This is a genomic window from Curtobacterium sp. MMLR14_006, from assembly GCF_001864985.1.
In the GTDB taxonomy this organism is placed as follows: domain Bacteria; phylum Actinomycetota; class Actinomycetes; order Actinomycetales; family Microbacteriaceae; genus Curtobacterium.
In genome coordinates this window covers 179,325-197,441 of the sequence record NZ_MJGU01000012.1, presented here as the reverse complement: position 1 = coordinate 197,441, position 18,117 = coordinate 179,325, and the positions used below count along the sequence as shown (strand labels likewise).

The 18,117-nt window shown below is 69.4% G+C and carries 16 protein-coding genes; 3 read left to right on the top strand and 13 right to left on the bottom strand.

Features of this window, described 5'->3' with window-relative positions:
* From cydB to BIU94_RS04450, 7 genes are all read right to left on the bottom strand, one after another.
* Window positions 1-1,005: a cytochrome d ubiquinol oxidase subunit II gene (cydB, locus tag BIU94_RS04480; RefSeq protein WP_071254620.1), complete on the bottom strand. Its 1,005-nt coding sequence runs from the start codon at window positions 1,003-1,005 to the stop codon at window positions 1-3.
* Between the two features lie 16 nt (window positions 1,006-1,021).
* Entirely contained in the window at window positions 1,022-2,434 is a 1,413-nt protein-coding gene (locus BIU94_RS04475) for a cytochrome ubiquinol oxidase subunit I (protein WP_071254618.1), read from the bottom strand.
* A gap of 273 nt (window positions 2,435-2,707) precedes the next feature.
* Window positions 2,708-3,628: an ABC transporter substrate-binding protein gene (locus BIU94_RS04470; protein ID WP_083404581.1), complete on the bottom strand. Its 921-nt coding sequence runs from the start codon at window positions 3,626-3,628 to the stop codon at window positions 2,708-2,710.
* Entirely contained in the window at window positions 3,625-4,353 is a 729-nt protein-coding gene (locus BIU94_RS04465) for an ABC transporter permease (RefSeq protein ID WP_071254616.1), read from the bottom strand. The genes BIU94_RS04470 and BIU94_RS04465 overlap by 4 nt, the downstream gene beginning before the upstream one ends.
* Window positions 4,350-5,066, bottom strand: coding sequence for an ABC transporter permease (locus BIU94_RS04460; protein ID WP_071254614.1), 717 nt, complete (start codon window positions 5,064-5,066; stop codon window positions 4,350-4,352). The genes BIU94_RS04465 and BIU94_RS04460 overlap by 4 nt, the downstream gene beginning before the upstream one ends.
* Window positions 5,063-5,977: an ABC transporter ATP-binding protein gene (locus BIU94_RS04455; protein WP_071254608.1), complete on the bottom strand. Its 915-nt coding sequence runs from the start codon at window positions 5,975-5,977 to the stop codon at window positions 5,063-5,065. Before BIU94_RS04455 ends, BIU94_RS04460 begins: the two co-directional genes overlap by 4 nt.
* A gap of 240 nt (window positions 5,978-6,217) precedes the next feature.
* The gene (locus BIU94_RS04450) at window positions 6,218-6,865 is read right to left on the bottom strand and encodes a TetR/AcrR family transcriptional regulator (RefSeq protein ID WP_071254606.1); all 648 of its coding nucleotides are present in this window, start codon (window positions 6,863-6,865) and stop codon (window positions 6,218-6,220) included.
* Window positions 6,866-7,009: 144 nt separating this feature from the next.
* Here BIU94_RS04450 and BIU94_RS04445 point away from each other — a divergent pair, with 144 nt between their 5' ends.
* Together BIU94_RS04445 and BIU94_RS04440 are read left to right on the top strand one after the other, a co-directional pair.
* Window positions 7,010-8,074, top strand: coding sequence for an App1 family protein (locus tag BIU94_RS04445; RefSeq protein ID WP_071254604.1), 1,065 nt, complete (start codon window positions 7,010-7,012; stop codon window positions 8,072-8,074).
* 55 nt (window positions 8,075-8,129) lie between these two features.
* Window positions 8,130-10,016 carry a glycoside hydrolase family 15 protein gene (locus BIU94_RS04440; RefSeq protein ID WP_071256226.1) on the top strand — a complete coding sequence of 629 codons (1,887 nt, stop codon included), beginning with the start codon at window positions 8,130-8,132 and terminating at the stop codon, window positions 10,014-10,016.
* Window positions 10,017-10,697: 681 nt separating this feature from the next.
* On the opposite strand, the gene BIU94_RS04435 is transcribed toward BIU94_RS04440, so the two are convergent.
* From BIU94_RS04435 to BIU94_RS04410, 6 genes are all read right to left on the bottom strand, one after another.
* Entirely contained in the window at window positions 10,698-12,071 is a 1,374-nt protein-coding gene (locus BIU94_RS04435; protein ID WP_071254602.1) for a glucose-6-phosphate dehydrogenase, read from the bottom strand.
* 168 nt (window positions 12,072-12,239) lie between these two features.
* Window positions 12,240-12,656, bottom strand: coding sequence for a cytochrome c oxidase subunit 4 (locus BIU94_RS04430; RefSeq protein WP_071254599.1), 417 nt, complete (start codon window positions 12,654-12,656; stop codon window positions 12,240-12,242).
* A gap of 4 nt (window positions 12,657-12,660) precedes the next feature.
* Window positions 12,661-14,397: a cytochrome c oxidase subunit I gene (ctaD, locus tag BIU94_RS04425; RefSeq protein ID WP_071254598.1), complete on the bottom strand. Its 1,737-nt coding sequence runs from the start codon at window positions 14,395-14,397 to the stop codon at window positions 12,661-12,663.
* Between the two features lie 11 nt (window positions 14,398-14,408).
* On the bottom strand, window positions 14,409-15,311 hold the full coding sequence (gene coxB, locus BIU94_RS04420; RefSeq protein ID WP_071254596.1) for a cytochrome c oxidase subunit II: 903 nt from the start codon (window positions 15,309-15,311) through the stop codon (window positions 14,409-14,411).
* A gap of 267 nt (window positions 15,312-15,578) precedes the next feature.
* On the bottom strand, window positions 15,579-15,950 hold the full coding sequence (locus BIU94_RS04415; protein WP_071254593.1) for an iron-sulfur cluster assembly accessory protein: 372 nt from the start codon (window positions 15,948-15,950) through the stop codon (window positions 15,579-15,581).
* A gap of 58 nt (window positions 15,951-16,008) precedes the next feature.
* On the bottom strand, window positions 16,009-17,454 hold the full coding sequence (locus BIU94_RS04410) for a dipeptidase (RefSeq protein ID WP_071254591.1): 1,446 nt from the start codon (window positions 17,452-17,454) through the stop codon (window positions 16,009-16,011).
* 53 nt (window positions 17,455-17,507) lie between these two features.
* Between BIU94_RS04410 and BIU94_RS04405 the strand changes: the two genes are divergently transcribed.
* The gene (locus BIU94_RS04405) at window positions 17,508-18,083 is read left to right on the top strand and encodes a DUF3043 domain-containing protein (protein ID WP_083404580.1); all 576 of its coding nucleotides are present in this window, start codon (window positions 17,508-17,510) and stop codon (window positions 18,081-18,083) included.
* The last annotated feature ends 34 nt before the right edge of the window (window positions 18,084-18,117 follow it).

The following is an 18,117-nucleotide window of genomic DNA, read 5'->3' as shown; positions in this document are numbered from 1 at the left end:
CTAGTGCGCGGCCGCGGTGATCTGGGCGCGGGAGACGCGCTTGCGGAACACCCAGTAGGTCCACGCCTGGTACGCGAAGACGAGCGGCACGAAGATCAGCGCGACCCAGCTCATCACGGTGAGCGTGTACGAGCCGGACGACGCGTTGTACACGTCCAGGCTGTTCGCCGGGTCGTTCGAGGCGGGCATGACGTCCGGGAAGATCGCCGTGAACATCGCGAGCACGACGGCGGCGATCGTGACGGCCATGAGCGTGAACGCGCGGCCCTCCTTGCCCCAGGCGTTGCAGAGCACCGCGAGCACGAGCGCGAGGGCCGCGACGACGGAGAGCACGAGCGAGGCCGGGGTGGCACGGACGAAGGCCATCGACACCAGGAACGCGGCGGCGACGACGATCGTCACGGCGCCGGCCCGGGTGGCCAGGCGCTTCGCACGCTCCCGGATCTCGCCCTCGGTCTTCAGCGCGACGAACACGACGCCGTGGGTGAAGAAGACGAGGAGCGTCGCGGCGCCGGTCAGCAGCGCGAACGGGTTGAGCAGGTCGAACAGGGTGCCGGTGTAGTTGTGCCCGGCGTCCATCGGGATGCCCCGGACGACGTTGCCGAACGCGACGCCCCACAGGAACGACGGCACGGCGCTGCCGACGATGATCATGAGGTCGAAGCGGCGCTTCCACTCGAGGTGCTTCTCCTGGTGCCGGTACTCGAACGACACCCCGCGGGCGATGAGCGCGGCGAGGATGAGCAACAGCGCCAGGTAGAACCCGGAGAACATCGTGGCGTACCACTCCGGGAACGCGGCGAACAGGCAGGCACCGGCGACGATGACCCACGTCTCGTTGAGGTCCCAGACCGGGCCGATGGTGTTGATGAGGACTCGACGGTCGGTGTCGTCCTTGCCGAGGAACGGCAGGGACATGCCGACACCGAAGTCGAACCCGTCGAGGACGAAGTAGCCGACGAAGAAGACGCCGACGATCGCGAACCAGAGGACAGGGAGATCCATCAGACAGCGTCCATTCCTAGTAGACCGTCACTTCGTGCTTGACCTCGCCGGTCGTCTCGTCGACCTCGGCCGGGTCGGCCGGGCCCTCCTGTGCGACCTTCTTGATCAGCTTGAACTCGACCACGGCGAGCGAGCCGTAGATCAGGGTGAAGACGAGGAGCGAGATGAGGACCTCGATGCCCGTCACGTTCGGCGAGACGCCGTCCTTCGTCCGGAGCAGGCCGAACACGAGCCACGGCTGCCGGCCCATCTCGGTGAAGACCCAGCCGACGATCATCGCGGCCATCGGCAGCGGGACCGTCCAGGTGGCCACCCGCCACACCCAGCGCTGCGTCGGGAACCGGCCCTTGCGGGTCAGCCAGAGCCCGGCCAGCGACACGAGCACCGCACCGATGCCGAGCGCGATCATCCAGCGGAACGACCAGTAGGTGACCCAGATGATCGGCTTGTAGTCGCCGGGGCCGTACACCTGGCTGTACTGCGCCTGCAGGTCGTTGATGCCCTCGACGGTGCCGTTGAAGGTGTGCGTCGACAGGAACGACAGCAGGTAGGGCACGCGGATCGAGAACAGCTCGTGCACGCCGTCGGGGGTGCCGAGCGTCAGGATCGAGAACGAGGCGTCCTTGCCGGTCGAGGTGTTGTAGAGCGCCTCGGCCGCCGCCATCTTCATCGGCTGCGTGTCGACCATGGTGAGGCCGAGCTGGTCGCCGGTCAGGACCGTGAGCGCTCCGGCCGCGACCATCGTCCACATGCCGAACTTGAGCGCCGGCATCATCGTCTCGAGGTGCTGGTTGCGCGCCAGGTGGAACGCGGCGACGGAGATGATGACCGCAGCAGCCACCATGAAGCAGGCGAACAGGGTGTGCGGGAAGGCCGCGAGGGCGACCTTGTTGCCGAGCACCGCCCAGATGTCGGTGAGCTCCGCGCGCCCCTTCGCCTCGTTCATGGCGAACCCGACCGGGTGCTGCATGAAGGCGTTCGCGGCGATGATGAAGTAGGCCGACATGATCGTGCCGGCGCTGACGCACCAGATGCTGGCGAGGTGCAGGCCCTTGGGCAAGCGGTCCCAGCCGAAGATCCAGATCCCGATGAACGCCGCCTCGAAGAAGAAGGCGAGGATGCCCTCGAGCGCGAGCGGCGCCCCGAAGACGTCACCGACGAAGCGCGAGTAGTTCGACCAGTTCATGCCGAACTGGAACTCCTGCACGATGCCGGTCACGACGCCCATCGCGAAGTTGATGAGGAAGATGCGACCGAAGAACCGCGTCAGCTGCAGGTAGTGCGCACGACCGGTGCGGTACCAGGCGGTCTGGAACACCGCCACCACGGCGGCCATGCCGATCGTCAGCGGCACGAACAGGAAGTGGTAGATGGTCGTCAGACCGAACTGCCACCGCGAGAGCAGCAGGGGGTCGAGGAGGTCGTTCATGCGGCGTTCCCCCGCCGGGTCGCCGCGCGCAGTTCGTACACGTCAGTTGCTTCCTGTTGATCGGTTCCATCAGGTGTCACAGCCGTTGGGACACTGCAACGGTAGCGCCGGACGAAGCGACTCGACAAGTTGTAGAAGGCTTGCGTGCACAAACGTGCAGGGGAAGTGCACGGCACAACCGTGCGGAAAACATGTTCATCGGGAGCACCCCCGGGAACGACGACAGGCGCCGGGCAGATGCCCGACGCCTGTCGTTCTTCTTGCGGAGCGTGCCTAGAGCAGGCCCTTCTCGGTCAGGAAGTCCTTCGCGATCTCGGACGCCTTCTCCTTGTCGACGGTGCTCTTCGAGTTGAGCTCGATGAGGGCGTCGGTCGACAGGACCTTGCTCACCTTGTCGATGTCGGCCGCGGCCTTGTCGTTGACCTTCTTCGACACCACGGGGATGACGTTCTGCGGCAGGATCAGGTTCTCCGGGTCCTGCAGCGAGACGAAGTCGTTCGCCTTGATGCTCGGGTCGGCGCTGTAGATGTCGGCGAGCTGGACGGTGTCGTCCTTGAGCGCCTTCACCGTGAGCGCTCCGCCGGAGTCCTCGACGACCTTGAAGTCGACGTCGACGCCGTAGACCGACTTGAGGCCCTTCGGGCCGTACGGGCGGGTCTGGAACTCGGAGTTCGCGCCGACGGTGAGCTTGTCGGAGACGTTCTTCAGGTCGGCCAGGCTCGTGACGTCGTTGTCCTCGGAGAACTTCTTCGTGACGGTGTAGCTGTCCTGGTCGGTCGCCTCGGCCTCGTCGAGGACGCGCAGCCCGGACGGGAGCGCGTCGGGCAGGGCCGCGTCGATCTCGTCGGCGGTCTTGGCGTCCGAGTCCTTGTCGAAGTACTGCAGCAGGTTGCCGCTGTACTCGGGCATGACGTCGATCGCGCCCTTCTCGAGCTGCGGGATGTAGATCTCGCGCTGCCCGATGTTGAAGCTGCGCTTGACCGTGAAGCCGTCCTTCTCGAGGACCTGGGCGTACAGCTCGGCGATGATCTCGTTCGAGTAGTACTGCTGCGAGCCGATGACGATCGTCTTGGAGTCGCTCGACGTGCTCGAGCCGCTGTCGAGCGGGTCGCTCGACGCGCAGCCGGTCAGGGCGGCGGCGACGCCCAGCGCCAGCGTCGCTGCGACGCCGACACGGATCTTTGCTGTGATCACGATGGATTTCCTTCCGGGATGGGATTGCGGGCTCGCTCGCGCGATCCCTGGCGCTGCCGGGCCGCGGGGTCGAGGGTGCCCTTCGGCACCGCCGCCCGCTGCAGCACGGCGAACACGATCTCGAACGCGATCGCGAGCGCGATCACGAGGATGGAGGCGCCGAGCATCTGCGCGTAGTCCTGGGTCTTCAGACCGAGGAAGAAGTACCCGCCGAGGCCCCCGGCGCCGACGTAGGCGGCGAGCGTCGCGGTCGCGACGACCTGGAGCACCGCGGCGCGGAGGCCGCCGATGAGCAGCGGCAGGCCGAGCGGGACCTCGACCTTCCACAGGATCTGCCAGCCGGTCATGCCCTGCGCCTTCGCGGCGTCGACCGTCACCGGTTCGACGGACTCGATGCCCGAGTACGCGCCGGCGAGCACCGACGGGATGGCGAGGACGACGAGTGCGAGCAGCGGGGCCTGCAGGCCGATGCCGAGCAGCAGCCCGAACAGTGACAGCACGCCGAGCGTCGGCAGCGCGCGGACCCCGCCCGAGACGGCGATCGAGAAGCCGCGGGCGCGCCGGGTGTGACCGATGGCGTACCCGATCGGCACGGCGATCACCGCGGCGATGAGCACCGCGAGCAGGGTGATCCAGACGTGCTCCCAGAGCCGCGCCGGGATCGCGTTGTAGCCGGCGTAGTTCGCCGGGTCGAACACCCAGCCGAATGCCTGTCCGATGATCACGAGGTCACCTCTGCCTGCTGGAGCACGCGCCGGGACGCACGCTGCGTCCGGGTCGTGCGGCGGTTCCACGGCATCGCGACGCGGCCGAGCAGGACGAGCAGGCCGTCCAGCGCGAAGGCCAGCACGAGCACCATGACGATGCCGGAGATGATCTCCTCGTAGATGCCGCGGGCGAGCCCGTCGGTGAAGAGCGAACCGAGGCTCTGGATGCCGAGCACCGCGCCGACCGTGGTCAGCGAGATCGTCGACACCGAGACCACCCGGAGCCCGGCGAGCAGGACCGGCCCGGCGAGCGGCAGCTCGACACGGAAGAAGCGCTGCGCCGACGAGTAGCCCATCGCCGTCGAGGCGGCCTTCGTGCCCGCGTCGACCGAGGTGAGTCCGTCGACCGTGGACCGGACCATGAGCGCGAGGCCGTAGAGGGTCAGGCTGATCACGACGTTGAGCGGGTCGAGCAGGTCGGTGCCGATGATGCTCGGCAGCGCCACGAAGAGCGCGAGCGACGGGATCGCGTACAGGAGCCCGGCCACCGTGACGATGCCGCTGCCGACGCCCGCCGCGAAGCGGGAGCCGCCCGGTCGCTGCAGCCGGACCACCAGCCACCCGATGGGGATGGAGAGCAGGAAGGCGATGATGATCGGCGGGAGGGCGATCGCGAGGTGCGAGAGCGTGTCCTCACCGATGGTGTCGAGGTTCGACAGCACCCACTTCACCGGGTGCCCCCACCCTGCGCCGGAGCACCCGGGGCGGTTGCACGCGCCCCGGCCTCTGTTCCCTGCGGCACCGCGGACGCGGCGTCGACGACGTTCACCGGACCGGTGAGCACACCTGCGGCGCGACCGTCACCGTCGACCACGATGGGTCCGGTCGGCGTCTGCTCCACGCGGAGCGCACGGCGGCCACGGCCGACGCCGATGAAGTTCGCGACGAAGTCGTCAGCCGGTTCGGCGAGGATCTCGGACGGGGTGCCCTGCTGGGCGATCTCGCCGCCCTTCTTGAGGATGACGACCTGGTCGCCGAGCTTGAAGGCCTCGTCGATGTCGTGGGTCACGAACACCACGGTCTTGCCGAGCTCGCGCTGCAGTCGGATGAGCTCGTCCTGCAGGTCGTTGCGGACCAGGGGGTCGACGGCGCCGAACGGCTCGTCCATGAGCAGGATGTTCGGGTCGACGGCCAGCCCGCGGGCGACGCCGACGCGCTGCTGCTGCCCGCCGGACAGCTGCGACGGGTACCGGTCGGCGAAGGCGCGGTCGAGGCCGACCGTGTCCATCAGCTCGAGCGCGCGCGCACGGGCGTCGGCCTTCGACACGCCCGTCAGGAGCGGGACCGTCGCGATGTTGTCGATCACCTTGCGGTGCGGCAGGAGTCCGGAGTTCTGCATGACGTACCCGATGCTCCGACGGAGCTTGACGGGGTCGACACCGGACACGTCCGACCCGTCGATGGAGACGGACCCCGAACTGGGGTCGACCATCCGGTTGATCATGCGGAGCAGCGTGGTCTTGCCACAGCCGCTGGAACCCACGAAGACGGTGGTGGTCCGCGAGGGGATGACCAGGTCGAATCCGTCGACGGCGGTGGTGCCGTCCGGGTAGGTCTTGCGCACCGAGCGGAACTCGATCATGGGTGCCCTTCTGTTCGGAGGTAGCCCGACTCCGGACGACAGTACCCGTCGGCTGCGACAACGGTGCACCCCGTGACGATGCGTGTCGTGTCCCGGACAGCCGGCCACGGCGGTGGTGGTGGTGACCGCTGCCGGACGCGAGCCGAACGACCGACCGGCACCGGGCCTCCCGGCCGACGCCCCGGACACGACGACGCCCGCGTCGCTCGGCGAGCGGACGCGGGCGTCGGTGACGGTCGGTCAGGAGGCGGCGAGCACCGACTCCAGGTGGGCCCGGCTCATCGTGCGGTACTCCTCGATGATCCCGGTGTCGGGGTTCGCCGGGTCGCGGTGCGCCCGGGCGAACACGGCGTGCGACGACTCGGCGAGGACCACCCAGGTGCGGGCGATCCGCTCGTCGAGCGGCAGCCCGAAACGGTCGTGCATGATCTGCCCGACGGCCCCGCCGAGCGCCCCCATGCGGTCCTCGGCGTCGCCGGTGCCGGTATCCGCGGCGTCACCGAAGCGGATCGCCCGGAAGCCCGGCTCGGTGCGGTACATCTCGTCGGTGGCGCGGATGAGCGCGTCGCAGCCCTGCTGCCAGGTCTCCGCGCCGCTGGCGTCGAGCGCCTCGACGAAGCGCGACGCCAGGCGCTGCGTGCAGCGGATCGCGAGCGCCTCGACGACGGCGATGCGGTCCGGGAAGTACCGGTAGACGGTACCGATGGACGCCCCCGCCCGTTCGGCCACCATCGCGGTCGTGAGCCGCTCGAACCCGATCTCGTCGATCACCGCGGCGGCGGCGTCGAGGAGACCCGCGAGGCGCGCCGAACTGCGGGCTTGGACCGGCTCGTTCCTGAGCAGTGATGATCCCCCCGGCAGAGCGTTCGTTACCTCGGTGACGAGCACGTGTTCTCCTCTTGCGCTCCAGCGCGGTCGGTTTGGTCTGACGGTGACAACCTTCGCAGAGACCGCCTGGAACGTGGCTGCGACTCACCAGATCGCGATGAGCGTCTTCGTGGACTTCGACTGCCCACATGGTTTGATGGGGCCATGCCCGACCCGACGCACCACGAGCCGTCGCTGGCCGAGCCCCTCCTGCACCGAGCCGCCCGCATCGAGGACGCCGTCCAGGAGTTCCGCGAGCAACGCGCGCGGCGCCGCGGCCTCGTGCCGACGGTCGTCCCGTACACCGGGTACGGCGCCCCCGGGTGGGTTCGGATCCTCTGCCGCGTGCTGCTGACGCGACGCGGCCTGGCGTCCGACGTGTCCTACTCCGGGGTGCGCGGGTGGCGCAGCTTCACGAGCGTCGCCGTCGACCACACCGAGGTGACCGTCAGTGCCGGCGGGGTGTCGCACACCGTCGAGACCGACCGCGGCGGCGTCGTCGACACGATCGTGCCGCTCAACCTCGAGCCGGGGTGGCGCACCGTCCGGCTGTCGGCCGGCGGCGGGCGGAGCGTCGAGGCGGACGTCTTCGTCGTGCACCCGGACACCCGGTTCGGCCTGCTCTCGGACATCGACGACACGGTCATGGTGACCTCGCTCCCCCGTCCGATGCTCGCGGCGTGGAACTCCTTCGTGCTCACCGAGCACGCCCGCCGCCCGGTGCCGGGCATGTCGGTGCTCTACGAACGCGTGCTCGCGCAGCACCCGGGGTCGCCGACCGTCTACCTGTCCACCGGCGCCTGGAACGTCGCGCCGACCCTGAAGCGCTTCCTGACGCGGAACATGTACCCGTCGGGCACGCTGCTGCTCACCGACTGGGGCCCCACCCACGACCGGTTCTTCCGCAGCGGGCAGCTGCACAAGCAGGAAAACCTGCGGCGGCTCGCCCAGGACTTCCCGGACGTGCGGTGGCTGCTCGTCGGCGACGACGGCCAGCACGACGAGTCGCTGTACGGCGACTTCGCCCGCGAGCACCCGGACAACGTCGCCGGGGTCGCCATCCGCCAGCTGTCCACGAGCGAGGCGGTGCTCGCCGGCGGTCGCTCCCGGGCGCAGGAACGCTCCCGCGACTCGTCGGCGCCGTGGGTCTACGCACCGGACGGCTCCGGCCTCTGGCGCGAGCTGACCCGGGTCGGTCTGGCCGAGCCGGACGCCGCCGACCACGTCTGAACGACCCCTCAGCGAGACCGGCGGCGCTCCGGCCCGGGTGTGGTTCGATCAGGGCATGAGCAACGGCGCACCGGCAGCCCGCATCGAGGACCACGCGGTCATCGGGGACACCTCGACCGCAGCGCTCGTCACCCGGGACGGCACGGTCGACTGGCTCTGCCTGCCCCGCTTCGACAGCACCGCGACCTTCGCCGCGCTGCTCGGCGACGCCGACCACGGACAGTGGAGCCTGCGCCCCACCGACCCCGCTGCGACGGCCAAGCGCCGGTACCACGGCGAGACGCTCGTGCTCTCGACGGTCTGGACGACGGCGGACGGCGTGGTCGAGGTCACCGACTTCATGCCGGTCGGCGCCCACCGGCCCTCGCTCGTCCGCCGGGTGCGTGGGCTGCGCGGCAGCGTCGAGGTCGAGCAGGTGCTGCGCATCCGCTTCGACTACGCCCTGGCGCTGCCGTGGGTGCGCCAGGTCGGCGGCGACGACGACCCGGCCCTGCTCGCGACCGCCGGCCCCGGGTCCGTCGTCGTCCGCGGCGTCCGCTTCCGCGCGTCCGACCACCGGCACACCGCCACGACGACCGTGCACGACGGCGAGGTGCTCGACACCGTCCTCACCTGGTACCCGTCGTACCGCGACGCCCCGGAACCCGTCGACGTGGACGCGGCGCTCGCGCACACGGTCGACTGGTGGACGGACTGGATGGCGACCGCGCACACCGAGGGGCGCCACGCGGCCGCGACGCGACGGTCGCTGCTCTTCCTGCGCGCGATGACCCACGGGGACACCGGCGGCGTCGTCGCCGCCGCGACCACCAGCCTGCCCGAGGACCCGGGCGGCGAACGGAACTGGGACTACCGCTACGTCTGGCTCCGCGACGCCTCGCTCGCCCTCGCCTCGCTCATCGCGCACGGCTACCGCGACGAGGCCGAGCACTGGCGCGGCTGGCTCCTCCGCGCCGTCGCCGGCGACCCCGCCGACGTGCAGATCATGTACGGCATCGCCGGCGAGCGGGAACTGCCGGAACGCGAGCTCGCGCACCTGCCCGGCTACGCCGACTCGAAGCCGGTCCGCGTCGGCAACGGCGCCTCGACGCAGTACCAGGGCGACGTCTTCGGCGAGGTGCTCGCCGCGCTGCACGACGCCCGCGAACTCGGCGTCGAGGAGAGCGCGGACTCCTGGGCACTGCAGCGCGCCCTGCTCGGCTACGTCGAGGAGCACTGGCAGGAGCCCGACAACGGCATCTGGGAGATGCGCGGGCCGCGCCGCCACTTCACGCACTCCCGGGCGATGATCTGGGCCGCGTTCGACCGCGGGGTGGCCGCCGTCGAGGAGTTCGGCCTCGACGGCCCCGTCGAGCGCTGGCGCACCCTGCGCGAGACCGTCCGCGCCGAGATCGAGGAGCACGGCTGGAACGCCGCGCGTGGGTCCTACCGACAGCACTACGACACCGACGAGGTCGACGCCAGCCTGCTCGTCCTGCCCCAGATCGGCTTCTGCGCCGCGGACGACCCCCGCATGACCGGCACCGTCCGGGCGATCGAGGAGGACCTGCGCGTCGGCGACGACGGACTCGTCCTGCGCTACCGGACCACCGCCGGCTTCGACGGCCTCACGGGCACCGAGCACCCGTTCCTGGCGTGCTCGTTCTGGCTCGTCGAGCAGTACGCCGGCTCCGGACGCCTCGACGACGCCGAACGCCTGATGGACGTGCTCGTCGGCTACGCGAACGACGTCGGCATGCTCTCCGAGGAGATCGACGTCGCCACCGGCCACCACATCGGCAACACCCCGCAGGTGCTGTCCCACCTGACCCTGGTGTCGGCGGCCGACGCGATCTCACGCGCGAGGGGCGGCACGACCGGGCACCGGACCCGCACGGCCTCGCGCAGCGGGGGCACCCGCTCGTGGACGGGCCAGGGCAACCGCGCCGGCTCCCCCGGGTGAGGTGCGCGGTGCGGGCGCTTTGCGGGCGCCGGGGGCTGTTCCGCGCGTAGGAGGTCGTTCCGCGCGTAGGAGGTCGTTCCGCGCGTAGGCAGCATGTTCTTCCTGCTGCCTACGCGCGGAAGTGCTTCCTACGTCACGTGCGATGGGACAGAACGCGCAGGGGACATCGGCGGCGGGTGCCTCGCGAGGGCGGCCGTTCCGCGCGGAGAAGGCCGTTCCGCGCATAGGCAGCATGTTCTTCCTGCCACCCACGCGCGAAAGTGCTTCCCACACCACGTGCGATGGGACGGAACGCGCGAGGAGCATCGGCGCGAGTGCTTCGCGTTGGCAGCTGATCTGCGCTGAGGAGGACATTCCGCGCATGAGCAGCACGTTCTTCCTGCCGCCTACGCGCGAAAGCGCTTCCCACACCACATGCCATGGGACGGAACGCGCGAGGGACATCGGCGGCGAGTGCTTCGTGGGGGCAGTCGTCCCACGCGAAGGAAGACGCCTCGCCAGCAGATTCTTCCGGCCAGCCACGCGCGGGAGTGTGTCCCGGGCCCCGCGCGACGGGGCGGCACGCACGCCCGCGCTGACTGGACGCCACGCACCGACAGACGGACGGGAGGCACGGTGCCGACCGGCACCGTGCCTCCCGTCCGTCAGGTGCGCCCGTTCAGGGCGCGACGGGCGCGTCCGTCAGGACGACGACTCCCAGTCCGCGGGGCCGCGGGAGCCGGCGCGGTACTCCTCGAGCGGGACCTCGTCGGCCTTCCAGGCCTTCACCACGGGCTCGACGATCTCCCAGCAGCGCTCGGCCACGTCGCCGCGGATCGAGAGCAGCGGGTCGTCGTGGAAGATCCCGTTGAGGACCTCGCCGTAGGGGGTGAGCTCGCCGTCCGCGAAGGACGACGACAGGGTGACCTGGCCCATCTCGAACGGGTTGCCGCCGCCGTTCGCCGAGACGGTGAGCTCGATCTCGTCCGGGTTGAGGACGATGCGGAGCGTGTCGCTCTTCGGCCGGCCGGACAGGCCGGAGGGCAGGCGGGTGACCGGCTTGAAGGTGATGAGGACCTCCTTGCGGCTGGCGCCGAGCGCCTTGCCGGAGCGGAGGGTGAAGGGGACGCCCTTCCAGCGGGCGGTGTCCACCTCGACGGAGATCTCGGCGAGGGTCTCGGTCTGGCGCGACGGGTCGACGCCGTCCTCCTGCTGGTACGAGGGCAGGTCCTTGCCGTCGATCGTGCCGGCGGTGTACACCGCACGGCGGGAGGCGACCTTCGCGTCATCGCCCTTCAGGCGGGTGGAGCGGAGGGCGCGTGCGAGCGACGAGCGGAACTCGACGGCGTCGATCGCGGCCGGGGCGTCCATCGTGACGAGGCCGAGGATCTGCAGCAGGTGCGACTGGATCATGTCGACCATCGCGCCGGCTTCGTCGTAGTACTGGGCGCGGTTCTCGAGGCCGAGGGTCTCGTCGTAGAAGACGTCGACCTTCTCGATGTTCTCGGCGTTCCAGATCGGCTCGAGCAGGCGGTTCGCGAAGCGCAGACCGATGATGTTGAGGACCGTGGTGCGGCCGAGGAAGTGGTCGGTGCGGTGCACGCGCTCCTCGGGGACGAGCTTGAGCACCGTCTCGTTGAGGGCGCGGGCGCTGTCGACGTCGGTGCCGAAGGGCTTCTCGAACGCCAGGGTCGTGCCCTCGGGGAGCTCGACCTGCTGCAGCGCCTCGCAGATGTCGGAGGCGATCTGCGGCGGGAGCGCGAAGTAGAGGATGGGCTCGGCGTCGGCGGCGTCGAGCAGTGCCTTGAGGTGCTCCGGGTCGGTGGGGTCGCCCTGGATGAAGCTCGTCGACTCGAGGGTCGCGTCGACCTCCGGGCCCTTGACGTCCTGCGACGCGAAGGACTTCGTGACGACGTCCTTCCACTGCTCCTCGCTGCGGGCGCTGCGGCCCGTGCCGATGAGCTGGACGGGAACCGCTCGACCGCTCTGCAGGAACGTGCCGAGGCCCGGCAGCAGCAGGCGGGAGGCGAGGTCGCCCGTCGCGCCGAAGATGATGAGGGTGCGCTTGTCAGTCACCTGAGGTGACTCCTTTCGCTGTGGTTGGAGGTCCGTTCCAGTCAAGCCCCGGGCGGGCCGCTTTGTTCCGGATCGGACCGGAGGTCGTCGCCGCGACGCGCCCCGGACACGACTCGGGCGGCACCGGAAGGTGCCGCCCGAGGGTGTCAGGTGCGCTGCAGCGCGGGGTCAGTGCCCGAAGTTGCCGCGGTAGTACTCGTAGACCCAGCCGACGAGCGTGACCGCCACGAGGGCGAGACCGATCGGCACGATCCAGAGGCCGGCTGCGACACCGAGGAAGCAGACCGCGACAGCGGCAGCCAGCAGGATGGGCCACCACGACCAGGGGCTGAAGTGCCCGAGCTCGGCGTCGCCGTCCTCGATGTTCGCGTCGGGGCGGTCCTCCGGCAGGACGCCGCCCTGCGACGACATGACCCTGCCGAGGTAGAAGGCGATGAACGCCGACATGATGCCGGTGAGGCCGATCGCGACGGTGCCGACCCACTCCGGGTGACCGTAGTAGAGCATCGCCCAAATCGTGTAGGCGGCGTCCGCCAGGATGAAGAACCCGAAGAGGATCCAGAACAGGTTGGTGTTGGCGCGCATCGCCTTACTTCACCTCGCCCTTCGCGGCGTCGTAGGTCGGGGCATCCGGGGCGTCCTTGGCGGGACCGACACCGATCGGCACACCTGCCTCCGGGTGGTTCAGGTCGAACGCCGGGGACTCCGAACGGATGCGCGGGATCGACGTGAAGTTGTGGCGGGGCGGCGGGCAGGAGGTCGCCCACTCGAGCGAGCGGCCGTAGCCCCACGGGTCGTTCACGGCCACCTTCGGAGCGTTCCGAGCGGTCACGTAGACGTTGAAGATGAACGGCAGGAACGAGACCGCGAGGATCATCGAGCCGATCGTCGACAGCTGGTTCATCCAGGTGAAGCCGTCGTTCGGCAGGTACGTCGCGTAGCGACGCGGCATGCCGATGACGCCCAACCAGTGCTGGATGAGGAACGTGGTGTGGAAGCCGATGAACAGCAGCCAGAAGTGGATCTTGCCGAGGCGCTCGTTGAGCATCTTGCCGGTCCACTTCGGCCACCAGAAGTAGAAGCCGGAGAACATCGCGAACACGACGGTGCCGAAGACCACGTAGTGGAAGTGCGCGACGACGAAGTACGAGTCGGACACGTGGAAGTCCAGCGGCGGCGACGCCAGGATGACGCCGGTCAGACCACCGAAGGTGAAGGTGATCAGGAAGCCGAGGGCCCAGAGCAGCGGCGTCTCGAAGGTGACCGAACCGCGCCACATGGTGCCGACCCAGTTGAAGATCTTCACGCCGGTCGGGACCGCGATGAGCATCGTCATGAGCGAGAACCACGGGAGGAGCACGCCACCGGTGACGTACATGTGGTGCGCCCACACCGTGACGGACAGCGCCGCGATGGAGATGGTCGCGTAGACGAGGGTCTTGTACCCGAAGATCGGCTTGCGGCTGAAGACCGGGAAGACCTCGGAGACGATGCCGAAGAACGGCAGCGCGATGATGTAGACCTCGGGGTGCCCGAAGAACCAGAAGAGGTGCTGCCAGAGCAGGGCGCCGCCGTTGGCCGGGTTGAAGATCTGCGCGTTGAACACACGGTCGAGGCCGAGGCCGAACAGCGCGGTCGCGAGGACCGGGAAGGCCATCAGGACGAGGAGCGCCGTCACGAGGGTGTTCCAGGTGAAGATCGACATGCGGAACATGGTCAGACCCGGGGCACGCATCGTGATGATCGTGGTGATGAAGTTCACCGCGCCGAGGATCGTCGAGAAGCCGGTCATGCCGAGGCCGAAGACCCAGAGGGTGCCGCCGAGCCCTGGCGTGAACGTCGTGTCACTCAGTGGCGCGTACGCGAACCAACCGAAGGACGCGGCGCCCTGCGGGGTGAGGAAGCCGCCGACGGCGATGAGCGAGCCGAAGAGGTAGAGCCAGAAGGCGAAGCCGTTGAGTCGCGGGAAGGCGACGTCGGGGGCACCGATCTGCAGCGGCATGATCGCGTTCGCGAAGCCCGAGAACAGCGGCGTCGCGAACATCAGCAGCATGATCGTGCCGTGCATTGTGAAGAGCTGGTTGTACTGCTCCTTCGTCGCGACGACGTGCAGGCCGGGTTCGAAGAGCTGGGCACGGATGACCAGCGCCATGATGCCGGCGAGCAGGAAGAAGACGAACGAGGCGATCAGGTACATGTACCCGATGGTCTTGTGGTCGGTGGAGGTGATCCACCGGACGATGATGTTGCCCTTCCGCCCGACCTTCGACGCCTGGAAGTCCGGCGTCGAGGTCTGGGTCGGTCGGCCGACGAGTGACGTTGTCATCTGACGGGCCCCTACTTGTTCTCGGCGGACGCCTCGACCGGCGCCTTGTTGTTCGGTTCGTTCGTGTTGGTGTTGTACTCGTCGCCGAGCAGCCCGACCTTGCCCTGGTCACGGAGGGTCTGGAGGTAGGCGTTGTACTCGGTCGGCGACACGACCTTGACCTGGAAGAGCATCAGGGAGTGGTACTCGCCGCAGAGCTCGGCGCACTTGCCCTGGTAGGTGCCTTCCTTGGTCGGGATGAAGTACTCCCAGTTCGTCTTGCCGGGGAGCATGTCCTTCTTGTAGAGGAAGTCGATGATCCAGAAGGAGTGGTCGACGTCGCGCGAGGACAGCTCGATCGCGACCTTCTTGCCCTTCGGCAGGTAGAGGGTCGGCAGCTGCGACTCGTCGATCGCGCCCTTTCCGTCTTCTTCTTCCTGGGCCTGGATGCCCTGGTAGTAGACGCTCTCTTCGGGGTTCTGCTTGTCGATGTAGTTGAAGTCCCACGCCCAGCGCTTGCCGTACACGTGGACGGTGGCGTCGGGGTTCTTGAACGGCTTCTCGATGGCGGCCTGGTCCTTCGCGGTGAAGGCGAAGAAGCCGAGCACCAGGATGAGCGGCACGATCGTGTAGAAGATCTCGAGCGGCATGTTGTAGCGCATCTGCACGGGCAGGCCGGTCTGGCCCTTCCGGCGGCGGTACACGATGGCGGCCCAGATGATGAGCCCCCAGACGATGAGACCCACGGCGAGCAGGACGACCCAGCTCGTGGTCCACAGGCCGACGATGCGGCTCGTGTGGTTCGTGACGTCCGTCTTGCCCTCGGTGCCGGGGAGCCATCCGTTCAGCTGCTGCTGCGAGCAGCCAGCCAGTGCGATGACCAGACCGACGGCCACCGGGACGGCCGCCCAACGTATACGGCGATTCGAACGCACTGTTACCTCTCGGAAGAACGTGAGCCCGGGAGCGAGCCGGTCGACGGTGCGACAGCGGGGCTCCCAGCCTGATTGGAACACTCCTAGCTTACTCGCAGCTCGCCACCGCTCGCGCACACCCGACACGCTCCTCGCCGCGATCCGCACTCCCGCGACCCGTCACTCCCCCGTTCCCGGGCGCGCCCGGAGCGTCCTCCGGACGACGAAACGCGAGCAGGGAACGACCGTGACGGCCGTTCCCCGCTCGCGTGTCGGTTCGACGGGTGATCAGTGGAAGCTGTCACCGCACGCGCAGCTGCCCTGCGCGTTGGGGTTGTCGATCGTGAAGCCCTGCTTCTGGATCGTGTCCTCGAAGTCGATCGTCGCGCCGTCGAGGTACGGGACGCTCATCTTGTCGACGACGACCTCGACCCCGTCGAACTCGGCGGTGGTGTCCCCGTCGAGCAGGCGCTCGTCGAAGTAGAGCTGGTAGATCAGGCCCGAGCAGCCACCGGGCTGCACGGCGAGACGCAGGCGCAGGTCGTCGCGGCCCTCCTGCTCGAGGAGGCTCGCCACCTTGCCGGCCGCGGCGTCGCTCAGGAGCACGCCGTGCGACGGAGCCTCGGTCGCCGGTGCGTCAGGGGTGATGGTGTCGCTCATCGCGCGTCTCCCTCCGGGCGGTGCGGTTCACCGCGCCTGGCGTCGATTGTAAGCACCGTCAGCTGCGCGTCGCGAGCCTGGCGAGCAGGATCGCCTCGGACGCGATCGCGCGGTGCAGCACGCCGAGGTGCTGGGACTCGTTCGGGCTGTGCGCACGGGTGTCCGGGTCCTCGACACCGGTGACCAGGATCTGCGCCTCCGGGAACTCCGCCGCGAGGTCCGAGACGAACGGGATCGACCCGCCGATGCCCTGCTCGACCGCCTCGGCACCCCAGCCCTCCTGCATGGCGACCCGGGCCTCCTGGACGGCCCACCCGGCCGTGTCGACGAGGAAGCCGTCACCGGCGTCCGGCTCGCTGATCTCGAGCCGCGCACCGAACGGGACGTGCTCGCGCAGGTGCCGCTCGACGGCGGCGTGGGCGTCGGTGGCAGCCTGACCGGGCGCCACGCGCACGGAGACGCGGGCCGACACCGTCGGCAGGAGGGTGTTCGAGGCGTTCGCGACGCTCGGCACGTCCATGCCCGTCACCGTGATCGACGGCTGGAACCACATGCGGGACAGGACCTCGCCGGTGCCGATCGGCCGGACGCCCGCCACCAGGGCGGCGTCGACGGCGAGCTGGTCGTCGGTGCGCGAGGGGACGTCGGCCTCGTACGATGTGAGCCCCTCGACCGCCACCGAGCCGTCGTCGTCGTGCAGCGAGGCGAGCAGGCGGACCATCGGGATCATGGCGTCCGGAGCCGCTCCCCCGAACATGCCGCTGTGGCTCGCGTGCTCGAGGGTGGTGAGGGTCAGCTTGAAGGTCACGTTGCCGCGGAGCGAGACCGTGATCGACGGGACGTCGACCGACCAGTTGTCGCTGTCCGCCACGACGATGACGTCGGCGGCGAGGTGCTCCTTCTGCTCGCGCAGGAACGTGCGGAACGACCGGGAGCCGAACTCCTCCTCGCCCTCGACGAAGAGCACGACGCCGAGGTCGAGGTCGTCGCCGAACTGCGCGTGCAGGGCCCGGAGGGCGGCGACGTGCGTCATCACGCCCGCCTTGTCGTCCGATGCGCCGCGCCCGTACAGGCGGTCGCCGCGCAGGGTCGGCTCGAACGGCGGGGTCTCCCACAGCGCGTCGTCGCCCTGGGGCTGCACGTCGTGGTGCGCGTAGAGCATCACCGTGGGCTTGCCGTTCCGTGCCGGCCGCACCGCGAGGACCGCGGGCTGGCCGAGCTCCGCACCGGACGCCTCGGCGTCCGCCGTCGAGCCGTCGACGGCCGAGCGGACGATGCGCACCGCGTCGTCCGCGAAGACGCCCGTCGACCGCGCGAGGTCCGCGACGGCCTCGGCGCTCGCCTGCACGTTCGCCGGGTCGAACGCCGACCACGAGACCGACGGCAGCCGCACCAGCGCGGACAGGTCGGCGATCGTCACGGGCAGTGCGCCGTGCACCTGTTCGCGCAGGGCGTCGAGGAGCGCGGGGTCGGTCGCGGAGCTGTGCTGTTGGGTGTCGGTCATGCCCGGTAATCTAGAGGACGATCCAGCACGCACACCGCCGTTAGGAACGCACCGTGGCGAAGGCAGCCCCCAAGACCAACACGACCGTGAACCCGTCCGAGGGCGAACTCCTCGAGCAGGGCAAGGGTCGGCCGACGCCGTCCCGCCGCGAGCGTGAGGCCGCGAACCGCCGCCCCCTGGTCGGCAACACGCCGGTCGACAAGAAGGCCGCCCGCGCGCGCCTCAACTCGGAGCGCGAGCGCGCCCGGGTCGGCATGGCCAACGGCGAGGAGCGCTACCTGCCCGCGAAGGACCGCGGTGACCAGCGTCGCTTCCTGCGCAACTGGATCGACGCGCGCTGGAACCTCGGCGAGATCATGATGCCGGTGCTCGTGCTCTTCCTGATCGTCGGGTTCGCCGCCGCGCAGACGCCCCTGGCGTCCTACTCGCTGCTGCTCGTCTGGGCGTTCGTCGCGCTGTTCGTGCTCGACTGCGTGGTGCTCTGGCTCTCGATGCGCCGCAAGCTCGCGTCGAAGTTCGGCGAGGTGCAGCGCGGCACGTTCCTCTACATCCTGACCCGCACGTGGCAGCTGCGCTTCCTGCGCCTGCCGAAGCCGCAGGTCAAGCGGGGCGACTACCCCACGCTCTGACGACGTCGCGAAGCGCCTCCCGGCCGGTCCGGGG

Bases quoted from the DNA above. Each gene is read 5' to 3' on its own strand.
- cydB (WP_071254620.1), bottom strand. From the start codon at position 1,005: ATGGATCTCCCTGTCCTCTGGTTCGCGATCGTCGGCGTCTTCTTCGTC.
- BIU94_RS04455 (WP_071254608.1), bottom strand. From the start codon at position 5,977: ATGATCGAGTTCCGCTCGGTGCGCAAGACCTACCCGGACGGCACCACC.
- BIU94_RS04445 (WP_071254604.1), top strand. From the start codon at position 7,010: ATGCCCGACCCGACGCACCACGAGCCGTCGCTGGCCGAGCCCCTCCTG.
- BIU94_RS04430 (WP_071254599.1), bottom strand. From the start codon at position 12,656: ATGCGCGCCAACACCAACCTGTTCTGGATCCTCTTCGGGTTCTTCATC.
- BIU94_RS04440 (WP_071256226.1), top strand. From the start codon at position 8,130: ATGAGCAACGGCGCACCGGCAGCCCGCATCGAGGACCACGCGGTCATC.
- ctaD (WP_071254598.1), bottom strand. From the start codon at position 14,397: ATGACAACGTCACTCGTCGGCCGACCGACCCAGACCTCGACGCCGGAC.
- BIU94_RS04475 (WP_071254618.1), bottom strand. From the start codon at position 2,434: ATGAACGACCTCCTCGACCCCCTGCTGCTCTCGCGGTGGCAGTTCGGT.
- BIU94_RS04410 (WP_071254591.1), bottom strand. From the start codon at position 17,454: ATGACCGACACCCAACAGCACAGCTCCGCGACCGACCCCGCGCTCCTC.
- BIU94_RS04415 (WP_071254593.1), bottom strand. From the start codon at position 15,950: ATGAGCGACACCATCACCCCTGACGCACCGGCGACCGAGGCTCCGTCG.